Origin of the sequence: Luteibacter sp. UNCMF366Tsu5.1 (genome assembly GCF_900119235.1) — a bacterium.
Lineage (GTDB): Bacteria > Pseudomonadota > Gammaproteobacteria > Xanthomonadales > Rhodanobacteraceae > Luteibacter > Luteibacter flocculans.
Window position 1 is genome coordinate 155,214 of the sequence record NZ_FPIS01000003.1, and the last position, 13,847, is coordinate 169,060.

16 protein-coding genes and 1 pseudogene are annotated in these 13,847 nt (G+C 65.8%); 8 read left to right on the top strand and 9 right to left on the bottom strand.

From position 1 onward, the window contains the following. Window positions 1-14 precede the first annotated feature (14 nt). The 3 genes from BT115_RS14440 (at window position 15) to hemC (ending at window position 2,765) form a co-directional block, all read left to right on the top strand. Entirely contained in the window at window positions 15-1,073 is a 1,059-nt protein-coding gene (locus BT115_RS14440; protein ID WP_072323327.1) for a sensor histidine kinase, read from the top strand. Next, window positions 1,051-1,764 (top strand): LytR/AlgR family response regulator transcription factor, encoded by a 714-nt coding sequence (locus BT115_RS14445; RefSeq protein WP_072323664.1) that lies wholly within the window; start codon window positions 1,051-1,053, stop codon window positions 1,762-1,764. Before BT115_RS14440 ends, BT115_RS14445 begins: the two co-directional genes overlap by 23 nt. Before the next feature lie 80 nt (window positions 1,765-1,844). After that, window positions 1,845-2,765 (top strand): hydroxymethylbilane synthase, encoded by a 921-nt coding sequence (gene hemC, locus BT115_RS14450; RefSeq protein ID WP_072323328.1) that lies wholly within the window; start codon window positions 1,845-1,847, stop codon window positions 2,763-2,765. A gap of 90 nt (window positions 2,766-2,855) precedes the next feature. On the opposite strand, the gene BT115_RS14455 is transcribed toward hemC, so the two are convergent. After that, entirely contained in the window at window positions 2,856-3,725 is an 870-nt protein-coding gene (locus BT115_RS14455) for a DUF481 domain-containing protein (protein WP_072323329.1), read from the bottom strand. A gap of 84 nt (window positions 3,726-3,809) precedes the next feature. Continuing rightward, entirely contained in the window at window positions 3,810-4,733 is a 924-nt protein-coding gene (locus BT115_RS14460) for a hypothetical protein (RefSeq protein WP_072323330.1), read from the bottom strand. 212 nt (window positions 4,734-4,945) lie between these two features. On the opposite strand from BT115_RS14460, the gene BT115_RS14465 reads away from it, so the two are divergent. After that, window positions 4,946-5,935 (top strand): helix-turn-helix transcriptional regulator, encoded by a 990-nt coding sequence (locus BT115_RS14465; protein ID WP_072323331.1) that lies wholly within the window; start codon window positions 4,946-4,948, stop codon window positions 5,933-5,935. Window positions 5,936-5,942: 7 nt separating this feature from the next. Next, window positions 5,943-6,890: a patatin-like phospholipase family protein gene (locus BT115_RS14470; RefSeq protein WP_072323332.1), complete on the top strand. Its 948-nt coding sequence runs from the start codon at window positions 5,943-5,945 to the stop codon at window positions 6,888-6,890. Between the two features lie 27 nt (window positions 6,891-6,917). Here BT115_RS14470 and BT115_RS14475 read toward each other — a convergent pair whose 3' ends face one another. From BT115_RS14475 to BT115_RS14495, 5 genes are all read right to left on the bottom strand, one after another. Next, window positions 6,918-7,634, bottom strand: coding sequence for a glycosyltransferase (locus BT115_RS14475; RefSeq protein ID WP_072323333.1), 717 nt, complete (start codon window positions 7,632-7,634; stop codon window positions 6,918-6,920). A 175-nt stretch (window positions 7,635-7,809) separates the two neighbouring features. Then, complete coding sequence (locus BT115_RS14480; RefSeq protein ID WP_072323334.1) at window positions 7,810-8,544, bottom strand: DUF3379 family protein; 735 nt, start codon at window positions 8,542-8,544, stop codon at window positions 7,810-7,812. Next, on the bottom strand, window positions 8,541-9,074 hold the full coding sequence (locus tag BT115_RS14485; RefSeq protein ID WP_072323335.1) for a sigma-70 family RNA polymerase sigma factor: 534 nt from the start codon (window positions 9,072-9,074) through the stop codon (window positions 8,541-8,543). Before BT115_RS14485 ends, BT115_RS14480 begins: the two co-directional genes overlap by 4 nt. 22 nt (window positions 9,075-9,096) lie before the next feature. Beyond that, the gene (locus tag BT115_RS14490) at window positions 9,097-9,969 is read right to left on the bottom strand and encodes a ParB/RepB/Spo0J family partition protein (RefSeq protein WP_072323336.1); all 873 of its coding nucleotides are present in this window, start codon (window positions 9,967-9,969) and stop codon (window positions 9,097-9,099) included. A 13-nt stretch (window positions 9,970-9,982) separates the two neighbouring features. Continuing rightward, the gene (locus BT115_RS14495) at window positions 9,983-10,819 is read right to left on the bottom strand and encodes a ParA family protein (protein ID WP_072323337.1); all 837 of its coding nucleotides are present in this window, start codon (window positions 10,817-10,819) and stop codon (window positions 9,983-9,985) included. A 696-nt stretch (window positions 10,820-11,515) separates the two neighbouring features. Here BT115_RS14495 and BT115_RS18975 point away from each other — a divergent pair. The 3 genes and pseudogenes from BT115_RS18975 to BT115_RS14505 form a co-directional block, all read left to right on the top strand. Continuing rightward, window positions 11,516-11,632: pseudogene (locus BT115_RS18975) on the top strand (hypothetical protein); the annotation flags it as partial. A gap of 54 nt (window positions 11,633-11,686) precedes the next feature. Continuing rightward, a complete protein-coding gene (locus tag BT115_RS14500; protein WP_255369459.1) occupies window positions 11,687-12,166 on the top strand; it encodes a DUF4329 domain-containing protein in 480 nt (159 codons plus the stop codon). Then, complete coding sequence (locus tag BT115_RS14505) at window positions 12,159-12,536, top strand: hypothetical protein (RefSeq protein WP_072323339.1); 378 nt, start codon at window positions 12,159-12,161, stop codon at window positions 12,534-12,536. Before BT115_RS14500 ends, BT115_RS14505 begins: the two co-directional genes overlap by 8 nt. Here the strand turns inward: BT115_RS14505 and rsmG are convergent. Then, window positions 12,521-13,177 (bottom strand): 16S rRNA (guanine(527)-N(7))-methyltransferase RsmG, encoded by a 657-nt coding sequence (gene rsmG, locus BT115_RS14510; protein ID WP_072323340.1) that lies wholly within the window; start codon window positions 13,175-13,177, stop codon window positions 12,521-12,523. The genes BT115_RS14505 and rsmG overlap by 16 nt on opposite strands. Before the next feature lie 68 nt (window positions 13,178-13,245). After that, window positions 13,246-13,680, bottom strand: coding sequence for a hypothetical protein (locus tag BT115_RS14515; RefSeq protein ID WP_072323341.1), 435 nt, complete (start codon window positions 13,678-13,680; stop codon window positions 13,246-13,248). Between the last annotated feature and the right edge of the window lie 167 nt (window positions 13,681-13,847).

The following is a 13,847-nucleotide window of genomic DNA, read 5'->3' on the forward strand; positions in this document are numbered from 1 at the left end:
TGCATACTCGCCGCATGTCCAGCCTCGCGCCCCGTACACCCCGGCCACCGTCGGCACCGCTGCCCGATTTCTGCAGCCTGCCGGTGCTGTTCGCATTGCTGCTGGTGGGTGCGCTGACGGTCACGCTGATGTGGCTTGCGCCGGGCAATGACGGCGACCTGCGCGACTACAGCATCGCCGTGTTGTTCACGAGCTGGCTATCGGTGCTGCTCACCGTGGCACTGTGCAAGCTGCGGCCGTGGATGCAGCGCCTGCCATCGCTCTGGCCCTATGCCGCCGTCTGGCTGCTGCTGGTGACGACCGTGGGCGCCAGCGCCGCGCTTCTCGGTTGGATCGACCACAACCTGGGTGCCGGGCTCAGCCCGGCATCGCATTTTGGCTTCGTGCGCGACAGCATGCTCGCGACCGGCCTGCTTGGCGCGGGCCTGCTGCGCTATTTCTATGTCGTGGCGCAGTGGCAGGTACGCGTCGCCGCCGCCGCGCAGGCCCAGGTCGCAGCCTTGCAGGCACGCATCCGGCCGCACTTCCTGTTCAACAGCATGAACGCCGTCGCCGCGCTGATTCGTGTGGACCCCGACGCCGCCGAGCGCACCGTCGAAAACCTCGCCGAACTGTTCCGCGCCGCACTCGGCAGCGATCTCGCTGCGCTGAGTACGCTCGGTGAGGAATGGGCGCTGGTGGATCGCTATCTGGATATCGAGGCCTTGCGACTCGGCGACCGTTTACGCGTGCAACGCGACATCGACGTCCCGGCGGATCTGCCGCTGCCGCACCTGTTGCTGCAGCCGCTGGTAGAGAACGCCATCCGCCATGGCATACAGCCCCTTCGCGAAGGTGGCACGATCCGGCTCGGCGGCACGCGTGTGCCGGGCGGCGTGGAGATCGTGATCGACAATCCGCTGGCCGACGCGCCCGCTGTACCAGGCAACGGCCATGGCCTGCGCAACGTGCGCGAGCGCGTGCGCTTTCACTTCGGCGAGCGGGCGTCGGTGCGGGCGCAGGCCAGCGACGGGCGCTTCGTCGTGACCATGTTTCTTCCGGAGGCTGCGCATGCGCGTCCTGATCGCCGATGACGAACCGCTCGCGAGAGTGCGCCTGCGTGGCCTGCTCGCGCGCCGCACCGACGTGACCGTGGTGGGCGAAGTGGCCGACGGCGACGCGGTGCTGGAGGCCTGCGCCAACTGGAAGCCCGACCTCGTGCTGCTGGACGTGGAGATGCCCGGCCTTTCCGGTACCGCGACCGCACGCCGCCTTGCCACCTTGCCGTCGCCGCCGCAGATCGTGTTCTGCACCGCCTACGAGCAGCACGCGCTCAGCGCATTCGATCTCGGCGCGACCGATTACCTGTTGAAACCGGTACGCGCGGAACGTCTCGACGAGGCCCTCGATCGCGCCGCCGCGCGGCAGCCACCGACGCGTGTGGAGCGCGGCGCGTGGCTGCGTGCCCGCAGCGGCGCGAACGAGGTCCGCGTGCCATTGAGCGACGTGTTCTATCTGCTGGCGGACGAGAAGTACGTCGCCGTGCAGCACGCGGGGGGCACGTGGCTGATCGACGAGTCCCTGCGTCAATTGGAGACCGCGCACGGCGAGCGCTTGGTCCGCCTGCACCGGAACTGCCTCGTTCCGCGAGAGCGTCTGTTGGGGCTTACCACCTTGCCCGACGGTCGCGTGCTGGCCCGCCTTGCTGGCACCGACTTCGCTCCCGAGGTCAGCCGGCGCAATCTGCCGGCGGTTCGCCAGCGGCTCCGCGCACCCGACGCCTGATCGCTTTGCATCCGGCGCTGCGCTGGCGCGTCGTTTGCGGGACAATCGCACGCTTCGCCAAACGCTTGCCCGGATTGACCATGACCGCACCGCTTCGCATCGCCACCCGCAAGAGTGCGCTGGCTCTCTGGCAGGCCGAACACGTGGCCAGCCTGCTGCGCCAGGCGCATCCGGGCCTGCAGGTGGAACTCGTGCCCCTGTCGACGCGTGGCGATGAGATCCTCGACCGGTCGCTCGCCACCATCGGCGGCAAGGGCCTGTTCCTCAAGGAACTGGAGATCGCGATGCTGGAGGACCGCGCCGACATCGCCGTGCATTCGCTCAAGGACGTGCCAGCCGAGCTGGAGCCGGGGTTCGTGCTTTCAGCGATCCTGCCGCGCGCCGACGCCGCGGACGCCTTCATCAGCAACGACTACGCCACACTGATCGACCTGCCGAACGGCGCACGCGTCGGCACGTCGTCGCTGCGCCGCCAGGCACAGCTGCGCGCGCTGCGCCCCGACCTGCAGCTTCTCGACCTGCGCGGCAATGTGAACACGCGCCTGGCGAAGCTGGACGAGGGGCATTACGACGCGATCATCCTCGCCTGCGCCGGCGTCGAACGCCTTGGGCTCGGCGGACGCATCCGCGCTCGACTCGCCAGCCCGGACTGGCTCCCGGCGCCCGGGCAGGGCGCCATCGCCGTGGAATCGCGCGCGACTGACGCCCGCATCAACGCCTACGTGGCCGCACTGATCGACGAGGAAACCCGGATCGCCGTCGAGGCGGAGCGGGCCATGAACGAAAAGCTCGGGGGGAGCTGCGCCGTCGCCATCGGCGCATGGTGCGTCGTTGCCGAGCACGGCCTCACGCTGCATGGCATGGTCGGCAACGCGGCGAGCGGCGAGTTGCTCCGCGCACAGGCCGACAGCCGTGGCGATACGCCGGTGGCGCTCGGCCACGAAGTCGCGGCGATGTTGCTGGCGCAGGGCGCCGAGACCTTCCTCACGCCGCAGCGGTAGCGCCGTCCATCGCGCCCTGGTGCGTCGCGGCAGGGCGGCGAGAAGGCGCCGCGCGATACGTTCGCGTCGCGCCCTTCGCCGCCGCGCGGCTTAGAAGTTGTAGACGAGGTTGGTCGTGGTGAGCTTGTCGGTGCTCTTCGTACCCGGCTGCGTGTCGCTGTTGTAACGGATCTGGTAGCCAACCTTGAGCGCCATCTTCTTCGTCATGCTGACCGAGAGACCGATGTCGTTCTGGTAGTACTGGTTCTTCGAGCCCGCTTCCACCAGCAGCGTGTCTTCCAGTGCGGTGTTGTCGGTGAGGCGGTACTTCGCGTTGATCAGGCCACGGCCGACCACTTCGCTCTCGGCATCCGGCGTGTAGCGCTGGCTGAGCGCATTACCCTCGGCATCGGTCGCCGGCGTGCCATCGGGATTCAATACGGCGCGCGTGGTCGTTGCCGGCTGGTAGCGCTTGAAACCGGGACCGATTTCGAACGACAGCTCCGCGCGCTCGTTCTTCAGCGCGATGTAGCCGTAACCGACCGAGACGATGCCCTGCCACAGGTTGGCACCGAAGTCGTCGTGCTCATAACGGGCCGCCGTAACGATGTAACTGCGCGGATCGAACTTGTAGCCGACCGAGGCGCCCGTGTCGTAGCGGTTGGCCGTGGTGCTGAACTTGTCCACCGTATTGCCGTCGGCATCGGTGACCGATACCTCGCCCTTCGAACGCAGGCCATTGAGGTAGAAGTTGTTCTTCCACACCTCGTTTTCCTGGCTGAGGCCAAGCTTGGCGTTGGCGTTCTCGGAACGGGAGTTGCCGCGGGCCGAGGCAAAACCGAATTCACCGGAGCCCGTCCAGCCGCCATTCTGGGCCGCATTGGCGTTGCCGTCGGTATTGCCGTTGGCGTTGGCGTCCTGGGCCGCCGCCGTGAACGGCAGGGCGGCAAGGACGAGCGTGGCGATAAGAAGTCGTTTCATCGTCTACCCGGATGTGTATGGAAAACCGTCAATGTATTCGGCCGTATGGATGGCCGGCGGCGCGCCCCCCGCGCCATGGATCAATCAGGTCATGCCAGCCGTAAGGCTGGCGTATGCGCGACCGTAGAGTCGCTGTTCGAGGCATTGACCGACAACGCAGCTTAACGCTGCCAGACCGGCCGCCAGCGGATGCGTCGGGCCGGCCGGATGAGCGATCAGAAAGACGCATGGCAGACCGACCGACAACGTCGCCACGGCCAGCCGCCAACCCAGCAAGCCGCCATGACGGAACGATCGCTCGGTTCGCCCCGCCTCGATCAGCTGCCGCAGCGCGCGCCAGCGCATGCCTTCCACCAGTCCCAGCGCCAGCGCCACCGCGAGCAGGACCAGGCGCCACGGATCGAGCGGATCGGCCGGTGCATCATCCTGCAAGGCCACGCAGAGCCAGAACCAGAGGCCACCGGCGAACAGCGCGGCAATCGTCCGCCCCAGTGGCAGCCCGTAGGCGACGGAGGCGACCGTGCCGGACAACCCGCGCGAGGCGCTGCGTGTGGTGTGGATCAAGGTGGCGAGGCTGCAGACCATGAGCGCCGCACCAGCCAGCCGCGTAGCCCAGAAATCGTTGCCGCCGCGGGCAAGCCCGGCCAGGGCGAGCATCGGCAGGAAGTTGACCATGGCGATCATGCCTTCGAGCGTGGGCATCATGCGTTTGACCGGGTTCCAGCCGTGCCAGTCGGGTGCGAACGGTAAGCGCAGGCATGCGGCCAGCAAGCCCGCACCGACGAACACCAGCCCGATCGACAACGGCACGAGTACGTCCCCCCGTCCGTTGGGATACGTGCCCAGGGCCAGCGCCGTACCGAGCACCATCCACAGGCCGTAACCGGTCGCACTGGCCGTTTGCACGACCACCGTGGGGAGGGAAAACAGGGCACGGGCGGGCTCCGCCGCGTCGGACTGGCCCGGGAGGGCCGATGCGACGGGTGGGGCCTCGTTCGGTTCCGCCATGGTCGGGGAAGGCCTTCGGCGAATCGCAAAGCAGCATTTTTGCGCCTTATGGCCTCCGGCGCAAACCGGGCGCCCCACGCCGACGGATCGGGCCGCCGATCGCCCTTGCGCGGTGCCCCTGCCGCCGCCATGCTTCGCGCGTGGATCGCGTAGATACGGGCGTCACGCCAGCGCGGACACACTTCCCGAAGCTCCATCTGCCGGCGACACCCATGGACCGCTACGAGCGCATTCTCACGCTGCACCGACTTTTGAAGTCCGCGCACTATCCAGTGCCGCTGTCGCGGCTCATGGACGAACTGGAATGCTCGCGCGCCACGCTCTACCGCGACGTGGCCTTCCTGCGCGATGCGCTCGGCGCGCCGGTGCAGAGCGTGGCCGGCGAGCAGGCGTCGTTCCGCTACGAATCGGGCGAGGGCGACAGTTTCGAACTGCCTGGGCTATGGCTGACCAGCGACGAGCTGGCCGCACTGATGGCGCTCAACGAACTGATCGGCCGCTCCGATCCCGGCGTGCTCGCGGGCGCGCTGGCGCCGTTCAAGGCGCGCATCGAACGGCTGCTGTCCGACCATGGCAGCGGCAAGGCACTGCCAGTGGATCGCATCCGCGTGATCTCCTGGGGCGCCCGCCGGATGGACCAGCAGGTGTTCCGCATTGTGGCCGGTGCCGTGCTCGAACGGCGTCAGGTCAGCTTCCGTTACCGTGCCCGCACCACCAATTCCGATACCAAGCGCACGGTCTCGCCTCAGCGGCTGACGCATTACCGCGACAACTGGTATCTGGACGTGTGGGACCATGACCGCGAAGCGTTGCGCAGCTTCGCCGTGGACCGTATCGCCGAGCCGCAGGCGCTCGACGCCAAGGCGCGCGACGTGGAAGAGGCCGAACTCAACGATCTGCTGGCATCCAGCTACGGCATCTTTGCCGGCAAGCCGAAGGCATGGGCGACGATCCGCTTTTCGTCGCATGCCGCGCGCTGGGTCGCCGACGAGCACTGGCATTCGCAGCAGAAAGGCGAGTGGTTGTCCGATGGCCGCTACGAATTGAAGGTGCCGTATTCCAATTCGCGCGAACTGCTCATGGACGTGCTCAAGTACGGGCCGGATGCGGAGATCGTCTCGCCGCTGCCCCTGCGCGAGGAAATGAAGATCCTGCTGCAACTGGCGCTGTCTGGATATCAGGCGAACGGCCACCATCATTGAGCGTCACATGAGCGACCTGGATACCCTCGACCCTGGCACGGCGGATGCCACCTCCGGCACCTCGCGACGGCCTCGCGTAGCGCTCGCGCTCGGCGCGGGAGCCGCCAAGGGGCTGGCGCACATCGGCGCGCTCGAGGTTCTGGAAGAACGCGGCTACGAGGTCGCCGCCATCGCGGGTACGTCCATGGGCGCGCTGATCGGCGGTGTCTATGCGATGGGCAAGCTGGACATCTATCGCGACTGGGTGTCCACCCTGGCCAAGTTCGACGTGCTGCGGCTCGTGGACTGGAGTTTTTCCGGGGGCGGATTCATCAAGGGCGACCGGATCATGGCCGCGCTGCGCGAGCTGATCGGCGAGGTCAACATCGAGGAACTGCCGCTGGCCTTTACCGCGGTAGCCACCGACATCGACCGCGAACGCGAGGTATGGCTCACGCGCGGACCGTTGTTCGACGCCATTCGCGCGTCCATCGCCATCCCGACGCTGTTCCGTCCGTACAACCATGAAGGCCGTCGGCTCGTCGATGGCGCGTTGCTCAATCCGCTACCCGTGCTGCCGTTGATGCGCGAGGACGCCGATTACGTGATGGCCGTGAGCGTGGATGGTGCGGCAGAAATGCAGAAACCACCGGAGCGCGACGTCATGGCGGTGCCCGATACGGGCTATGCCGCGCGCATCGGCCGATTGTTCGGCAAGGTGCTGCCGCAGAGCACCGAGCCGAAGGTGCGCGATCCGGGTGCGTTCGACCTGATGACGCAGTCGATGGACCTCATGCAGGCGAATCTGTCTCGCCTGCGTCTCGCGGCGTATCCGCCGGATCTTCTGATCGAGATCCCGCGCAACGTGTCCACGCTGTACGAGTTCTATCGCGCGCGCGAACTCATCGACCTGGGCCGCGAGCGCACCACGCAGGCGTTGGACGCCTGGAAGCCCCGCGCGCTGGCGCTGCGCTGAGCGCGCGACCAGCGTATTCGACCGAGCCTAGATTTCCTCGGTACGCGTCACCTTGGCGCGACGCATCAGCCAGGCCACGCCGCGAAGATCGGCCAGACCCACCCACAGACGATCGAGCATGCCGTACTTCGAGCTGCCGGCCGTGCGCGGCCGATGGCTCACGGGCACGCTCTGGCTCGCGAAACCTGCGCGCTTCACCAGCGCCGGCAGATAGCGGTGCATGTGGTCGAAGTAGGGCAGGCGCAGGAAGGTTTCGCGCTCGAAAAGCTTCAAGCCGCAGCCGGTATCGGGCGTGTCGTCGCGCAGCATGCGCGAGCGCACCGCATTGGCGACCTTCGAGGAAATGCGCTTGTTGAAGCTGTCGCGGCGCGTGACGCGCCAGCCAGCGAACAGTTTCAGATCGGCCGCAGCGCCGGCACGCGCCGCGAGCAGCTTGGGAATATCGGCGGGATCGTTCTGCCCATCGCCATCGAGCGTGGCGATCCACGGCGCGCGCGCGGCGCGAACGCCGTTCCACACGGCAGTGCTCTGCCCGCTGCGCGTCACGTGGCGGATGATTCGCAGTTCCGGGTACTGCGCCTTCGCCGCCGTGAGCACGGCCACGCTGTCGTCGGTACTGTCGTCGTCGACGTAGATGATCTCGAAGTCGATCCGTCCGCGCAGGGCCGATGCAATTTCGGCGAGGAGGGGCGGGATGTTGTCGCGCTCGTTGAAGACGGGCACGACCACGGCGAGGTCGGTCATCGCGGTTCCGGGGCAGGGGGATTGAGGCGGCATTATCGCCCAAGCCGCCAGCGGGGGACACCGTCACCGAATGTGGGGATCGCTATAGCGGCGAGGGAATGTACCTCACGGCTTCATCGCTTCGTAGGCTTCTCGCCGCCATGGCGGCTCCCACAAGGACGAGGAAAGCCTGCCTTCAGATCTGCCCTACCCTCGGCGCCGCCGGCCCCTCGATAGCGGCCCGCCAGCCACGTTCCACCGCGTCCATCGTGCCGCGGCTGGCGCCTTGCGCCATCACAACGAGCGTGCCGCCGCTGAGCGCCACTTGGCGCCCCTCCCAGCCATCGCGGCGGAAATCGGTCGTCTTCGAACTCATCTTGCCGGGCATGTAGAGCGCCACCACGGGCTCGTCGTTCATCCGCGTCACGAGGTGGACCGCGGGGTACGGGCCCACGGTGCAGTCGTGCACGTAGGTAACGCCGGCCGGCGCCGGGCCCTTCAAACGCGTGGCGCGGCCGACGAAACCGGCCTCGACCTGGGCGTCCGTCATCGGCTGGGTGAGGTCCAGTGAGTCCAGTTCCCCGGGCATGTGCGCCACGGCGAGGGCAGGCAGGGAATTGAGGTCGGCCTGACGCCACAGCATGCCGCCGCCCGCCAACCCGATCAGCACCGACGCCGCGAGGGCCATCCAGGTCCGGCGCCGCACGAGCTGGCGACGGCGCTCGCCAGTGGCCTGGGCCAGCAGGATTCGATCGGCCAGACCTTCCGGAATGGCTACGGCCATGGCCGCCTCGATGTCGTCCTCGAAGCGCTGAGCGCGCTGCCAGAAAGCGGCGCAGCCGTCCTTGCAGGCGTCGCGATGGGCGAGCAATTCGGGATCGCGCGAGCGCGGCTCGGCACCGATCCGGCGGCGGAAATCGAGGCAATTCATTTCCGGGCTCCCTCCGCCGCGGCACGTCCACCGAGTAGCGCCTTGAGTCGCTGCCGGGCACGAAACAACTGGGTCATGACCGCGCCGGGCTGCTGACCGGTGCTTTCCGCGATCTCATCGCAGCTCATGCCGCCGAGCACCTGCATGGCCAGCGGGTCGCGGTACTTGTCTGGCAACTTGAGCATGGCCTCGCGCACCTGCGCCGCGTCGCCGCTGCGCTCGGGGCTGGCGAAGGCGGTGTCCTCGGGCACGTTGTCGTCCAGTTCGACGGTGTCCAGGCGCTTGCGCTCGTACAAACGCGCATGTTCGCGGCGCAGGATCGTGATCAGCCACGGCTTGGCCGCCTCCGCGTCGCGCAACGCGTCGAGGTTCTTCCACGCGCGCAGGAACGTCTCCTGGACGAGGTCCTGGGCGACGGTCTCGGAACGCGACAACCAGAAGGCGTAACGGTACAGGTCCGCCGACAGGGCGCGCACCATGGCTTCGTACTGGCGCTGCTTGGGATTCACACCCTCTTTGACCGGAGCCATGGTGGTTCCCTTACAGCGTGTTTCAGCGGACCTTGCTGAGGATGCCGTCCAGCTCGTCGAGGCTGTGGTAGTGGATGACCAGCTTGCCCTTGCCGCCGCGACCATGGGCCACTTCGACACGGGTGGCGAAGCGCTCGGCCAGCTCGCGCTCGAGGTTGGCGATGTTTGGGTCGATGGTGGCGGACTTGGCCTTGCCCTTGGGCGCCAACTGCGCCTTGCGCGCGGCCTCTTCCAGTTCGCGCACGGTCCAACCGTTACGCGCCGCTTCCAGGGCGAGCGGTTCCGCGACCGTGGCCGGAAGGGTCAGCAGCGCACGGGCATGGCCCATTTCCAGCTTGCTCTCGTCGAGCAGTTGCTTGATCGACGCCGGAAGCTCCATGAGGCGGAGCAGGTTCGACACCGCGGCACGCGAGCGGCCAACGGCGTCGGCGGCCTGCTGGTGGGTAAGGTCGAATTCGTCGATCAGGCGCTGGAGGGCCTGCGCTTCTTCCAGCGGGGTGAGTTCCTGGCGCTGGATGTTCTCGATCAGCGCCATGGCGAGCACGGACTGCTCGGGCACGTCCTTGACCAGCGCCGGGATCTCACTCATCGACGCGCGCTGCGCCGCGCGCCAGCGACGTTCGCCCGCAATGAGTTCGTAGCTGTTCTTGCCGATGGCGCGGACCACCACGGGCTGGATCAGGCCCTGCGCCTTGATCGAGGCGGCCAGCTCATCGAGCGCCTCGTCGTTCCAGTGGCGGCGCGGCTGGTACTTACCGGCCTGGATCTGCTGGATCGGCAGGGTGCGCAGTTCGCCTTCCTGCTCGATGATCGACGGCGCGGCAGCGGGACCGGCGCCACCGCCGAGCAGGGCGTCGAGGCCACGGCCGAGTCCACGTTTCTTCGCTGCTGCCATGGATTGCTGTTCCTTAAGGAGTCGTCGGAGCGGCGCCCGGTGCGGCTTCATCGAGCTCGCTCGCGGTGTCGCCGCCCTGTGCATTCAGCACGCGCTCGCGGCGGATGATCTCGCCCGCCAGACCGATATAGGCGATAGCGCCGCGCGAACCGCGATCGTACAGATGGATCGGCTGACCATGGCTGGGCGCCTCGGCCAGACGCACGTTGCGCGGGATGATCGAGCGCAGCACCTTGTCGCCGAAATGCTGGGTGAGCTGGGCCGACACCTCGTTGCCGAGGTTGTTGCGCACGTCGTACATCGTGCGCAGCAGGCCTTCCACTTCCAACCGCGGGTTCAGGCGCTGGCGCACGGCCTCGATGGTATCGAGCAGGCTCGACAGACCTTCGAGCGCGAAATACTCGCATTGCACGGGGATCAGCACGCCATCGGCGGCCGTCAGCGCATTCAGCGTGAGCAGGTGCAGCGACGGAGGGCAGTCGATCAGGATGGTGTCGTAACGGTCCGCGACCTTCGCGAGCTGTTCCTTCAGGCGCTGCTCGCGGGCGAGGCCGTCCATCAGCTTCAACTCGGCAGCCGTCAGGTCACCGTTGCCGGGAAGCAGGTCAAAGCCCGCCTCCGTGCGGACCAGCACGTCGGCGATCGCGGCTTCGCCCAGCAGCACTTCGCAGCCGTTCGGCTTGGTCTCGTGCTTGTCCACGCCCGACGCCATCGTGGCATTGCCCTGGGGATCGAAATCGACGAGCAGCACCTTGCGCTTCGCAGCGGCCAGCGCCGCAGCGAGGTTCACGGAGGTGGTGGTCTTGCCGACGCCGCCCTTCTGATTGGCGACTGCGATGATGCGGGCCATGGGTTACCGGTAGCTACCGTGCGCGGAAAGGGCGTTAGGTTAGCATCGACCGGGCGCCCTTGTGCCCGGAGGGCTCGCCGGTGCCTGGTAGTACTCGTCGACTTCGTGCTACTCGGAAGGCGTCGTAACTCCTGGGACCGGCGGCTAGCGGCTCACCTGAGTCCCTACTCCATCGCGATAATCGGCAACGCATTCAGCTCTGCGGATTTGCAATATAGCTAGAGGGAGCTAGCCCTTGGGCGCTTGAGGGGCGGTTATGCTCCAATCCGTTGAAGGCCCATCTGGGGAGGCCTTGACGATGGGAATGGGGACCTGTAGTAACGGCAAGACAATTTTTGATGTTGCTTTTAGGCCGGCAAGGCCACCATCCAAAATGGTCATTCAATAAGAAATGGCTTACACCGAGTGCTTCAGGGGGCTGAGAGCATGCGCTTGTCGGGAATAGCATTATTAGTAGCTATCGGATTCTCATCACCTGCTGCTCAAGCGGCAAAGACGGTCACTTACTATTACTCCGATCCACAGGGCACGCCACTCGCAAAGGCCGATGGGGCAGGAAACATAACTGGGGTGTTTGATTACCACCCTTACGGTGCCGATGCATCTAACGCAACCGTTGGCGAAAGAGGCATCGCCTATACAGGGCACGTGGCCGACGAAGAGACGGACCTCATTTACATGTAGGCTAGATTTTATGATCCTGGTACGGGCAGGTTTTTATCACTGGATCCACAGGGCATGCAGGCCGCCGTCGGCAACATTTTCTTCGCCAACCGATTTGCCTATGCGAACAACTCACCAATTCGCTATTCCGACGATCATGGTGATCGACCAGGCGACCACTTTCGATCACCTCAAGCGGCGGCTTTGGACGCCTTGAAGTACATCAACGATCGGTCGATTGCAGAGAATGCTGAGTTTCAAGGGTACATAGTGGTATCTGGCGAGAACGACTTTATTGCTACCGAGCCGGTCAGACTATCGATTGACGGTGGAAGTACTGATGCAACTCCGCCGGGTGCGATCGGCGATTACCATACTCATGGTGACTGGACGACCGGAACGAAAGGCAACCTTGTCCGAACCAATGATCCTTCGAAAGACAGCGTCAATAGCGCGCACTTTTCAAAAGAAGACATAGCTCGGTATATCGCCTTAGCTTCGATGCTAAGTCATCAATATCGGGGATACCTTGGCACGCCAGCAAGAAGCTACCTATTCTTCGACGCCACAACGCGCGCGTCAGGTGATCTACAGAAGGTTGTGGATGCAGAACAGAAGTCATGGGAAGAGAAGGAGCGTATTCGCCAAGAGATGAGCCCTGATAGGGATCGGCCCCATGGATAAGCATGCCCGCTTTAGCCTTGTTTTCTCGTTGGTGCAGTTAACGCTGGCCGGGGGCGCCCTAGCCCAGTCGATGCCAGTCCTTTCCCCCATTCCCAAAGAACTGGCGACAGGCTATGGGCCGCGCATGGAGTCGTGCGACGCTGTCGATTGCAACGTGAGCGCTGCGCAGATCAGGGCTTTCGACAAGGCACGCGGGCTTTATGTCCACGATGCAATCGCGGCGCCGACGTACTCGATAGTTTTCGGGCAGGAGAGCGGGGACATCGCTGTCACTTTCATCCCCTCCCCACTTGGCACGCGCGGACGAGCCGTGACTTATGTGTTCGACGCGTCCGGCGCTGAAATGAAGCGGAGCTACATCAACCGTTGATGTGATCCCGCTTGGGCGCGGCGAATGACCACGAGGTGACGTTCGCCATCGACGCCCGGTACGGCAAGCGTGTGGATCGCGTCCACGCGGAACCCTTCGGGCACGCCGTCCAGTTCTTCCGCCGGATGACGGCCCTTCATGGCGAGCCAGATGCCGTTCGGTGCCAGCAGGTGGCCACCCCAGCCGAGCATGTCGGCCAGCGAGGCGAAGGCGCGAGCGGTGATGCACTCGAACGCGCCTTCCACGTCCTCCACGCGGCTTTGCTCGGCACGTGCGTTCGCGAGCTTCAACGAGCGGATCGCCTCGCGCAGGAAGCGGACCTTCTTGCCATTGGAGTCCACCATCAGCACCTCGCGCGCAGGCTCCGCGATGGCGAGCGGAATACCCGGGAGCCCCGGACCCGTGCCGAGGTCGGCCAGCGATCGGCCTTGCACATAGGGGAGGATCGCCAGCGAGTCGAGCAGGTGACGCGCGATCATCGCCTGATCGTCGCGCACGGCGGTCAGGTTATAGGCGGCGTTCCAGCGTTCGAGCAGCTCGCGGTAGTCGAGCAGACGCTCGATGGCCCCGTCCGGCAAGGCGATGCCCAGCGTGGACACACCGTTTTCGAGTTGAGCTTTGAGGGTTTCGCGCGCGGTCATGCCGTCGTGGGATCGGGCGGGGGGGGCGCAAAGTATGGAAGCGCCGGCGCGATGGCGCCAGCGTGGAATCAGGCGGCGTCGAGTTCGACGCGAGTCACGAGCATGCCGCGCGCACGGAGCGAGCCGTTCATGGCGTGCTTGAGCTGCGTGCCGACGGCACGGCGGTCGGCCTGGTGCGCGGTGCTGGCGTCGCGCAGGGCGGCCACCACGTTGGTGCGGATCAGTTCCGGCGCCTCGTCGATCACTTCGTCGGCGACTTCGGGCTCGAGCACCTGCCAGTAGACGGTGCCGCCCTCGAAGCGCAGCACCTGACCACCGAGATCGATCTTGTGGGCGACGCGATCGAGCACCGGCAGTACCACGTGGGTACCGGCGGTCAGCAGGGCGGGGCCACGACCAAGACGGCGCACGCTGTAGACCTGACCCTCGGGAATGCGTCGGACCGAAGCCATCGCGAAGGCGAAGGCAAGGACGGTCGTGGCAATGAGGGCGGTGGTCAACATGGCTGCTACATCAAGGTGTTATCGAATGTTCCTGTCGCATCGCAGAGCGAGATGGCCCATGGCGATGATCGGTGGGGTGTTAATCCTAATTTAACGAGGCCACTTAACGCTAGTTTCACCGCAACCCCGTATTCAGTTAACGGTTGGGTTGGTCAAAACTTGAGCAG

Bases quoted from the DNA above. Each gene is read 5' to 3' on its own strand.
- BT115_RS14440 (WP_072323327.1), top strand. From the start codon at position 15: ATGTCCAGCCTCGCGCCCCGTACACCCCGGCCACCGTCGGCACCGCTG.
- BT115_RS14445 (WP_072323664.1), top strand. From the start codon at position 1,051: ATGCGCGTCCTGATCGCCGATGACGAACCGCTCGCGAGAGTGCGCCTG.
- hemC (WP_072323328.1), top strand. From the start codon at position 1,845: ATGACCGCACCGCTTCGCATCGCCACCCGCAAGAGTGCGCTGGCTCTC.
- BT115_RS14455 (WP_072323329.1), bottom strand. From the start codon at position 3,725: ATGAAACGACTTCTTATCGCCACGCTCGTCCTTGCCGCCCTGCCGTTC.
- BT115_RS14460 (WP_072323330.1), bottom strand. From the start codon at position 4,733: ATGGCGGAACCGAACGAGGCCCCACCCGTCGCATCGGCCCTCCCGGGC.
- BT115_RS14465 (WP_072323331.1), top strand. From the start codon at position 4,946: ATGGACCGCTACGAGCGCATTCTCACGCTGCACCGACTTTTGAAGTCC.
- BT115_RS14470 (WP_072323332.1), top strand. From the start codon at position 5,943: ATGAGCGACCTGGATACCCTCGACCCTGGCACGGCGGATGCCACCTCC.
- BT115_RS14475 (WP_072323333.1), bottom strand. From the start codon at position 7,634: ATGACCGACCTCGCCGTGGTCGTGCCCGTCTTCAACGAGCGCGACAAC.
- BT115_RS14480 (WP_072323334.1), bottom strand. From the start codon at position 8,544: ATGAATTGCCTCGATTTCCGCCGCCGGATCGGTGCCGAGCCGCGCTCG.
- BT115_RS14485 (WP_072323335.1), bottom strand. From the start codon at position 9,074: ATGGCTCCGGTCAAAGAGGGTGTGAATCCCAAGCAGCGCCAGTACGAA.
- BT115_RS14490 (WP_072323336.1), bottom strand. From the start codon at position 9,969: ATGGCAGCAGCGAAGAAACGTGGACTCGGCCGTGGCCTCGACGCCCTG.
- BT115_RS14495 (WP_072323337.1), bottom strand. From the start codon at position 10,819: ATGGCCCGCATCATCGCAGTCGCCAATCAGAAGGGCGGCGTCGGCAAG.
- BT115_RS14505 (WP_072323339.1), top strand. From the start codon at position 12,159: ATGGATAAGCATGCCCGCTTTAGCCTTGTTTTCTCGTTGGTGCAGTTA.
- rsmG (WP_072323340.1), bottom strand. From the start codon at position 13,177: ATGACCGCGCGCGAAACCCTCAAAGCTCAACTCGAAAACGGTGTGTCC.
- BT115_RS14515 (WP_072323341.1), bottom strand. From the start codon at position 13,680: ATGTTGACCACCGCCCTCATTGCCACGACCGTCCTTGCCTTCGCCTTC.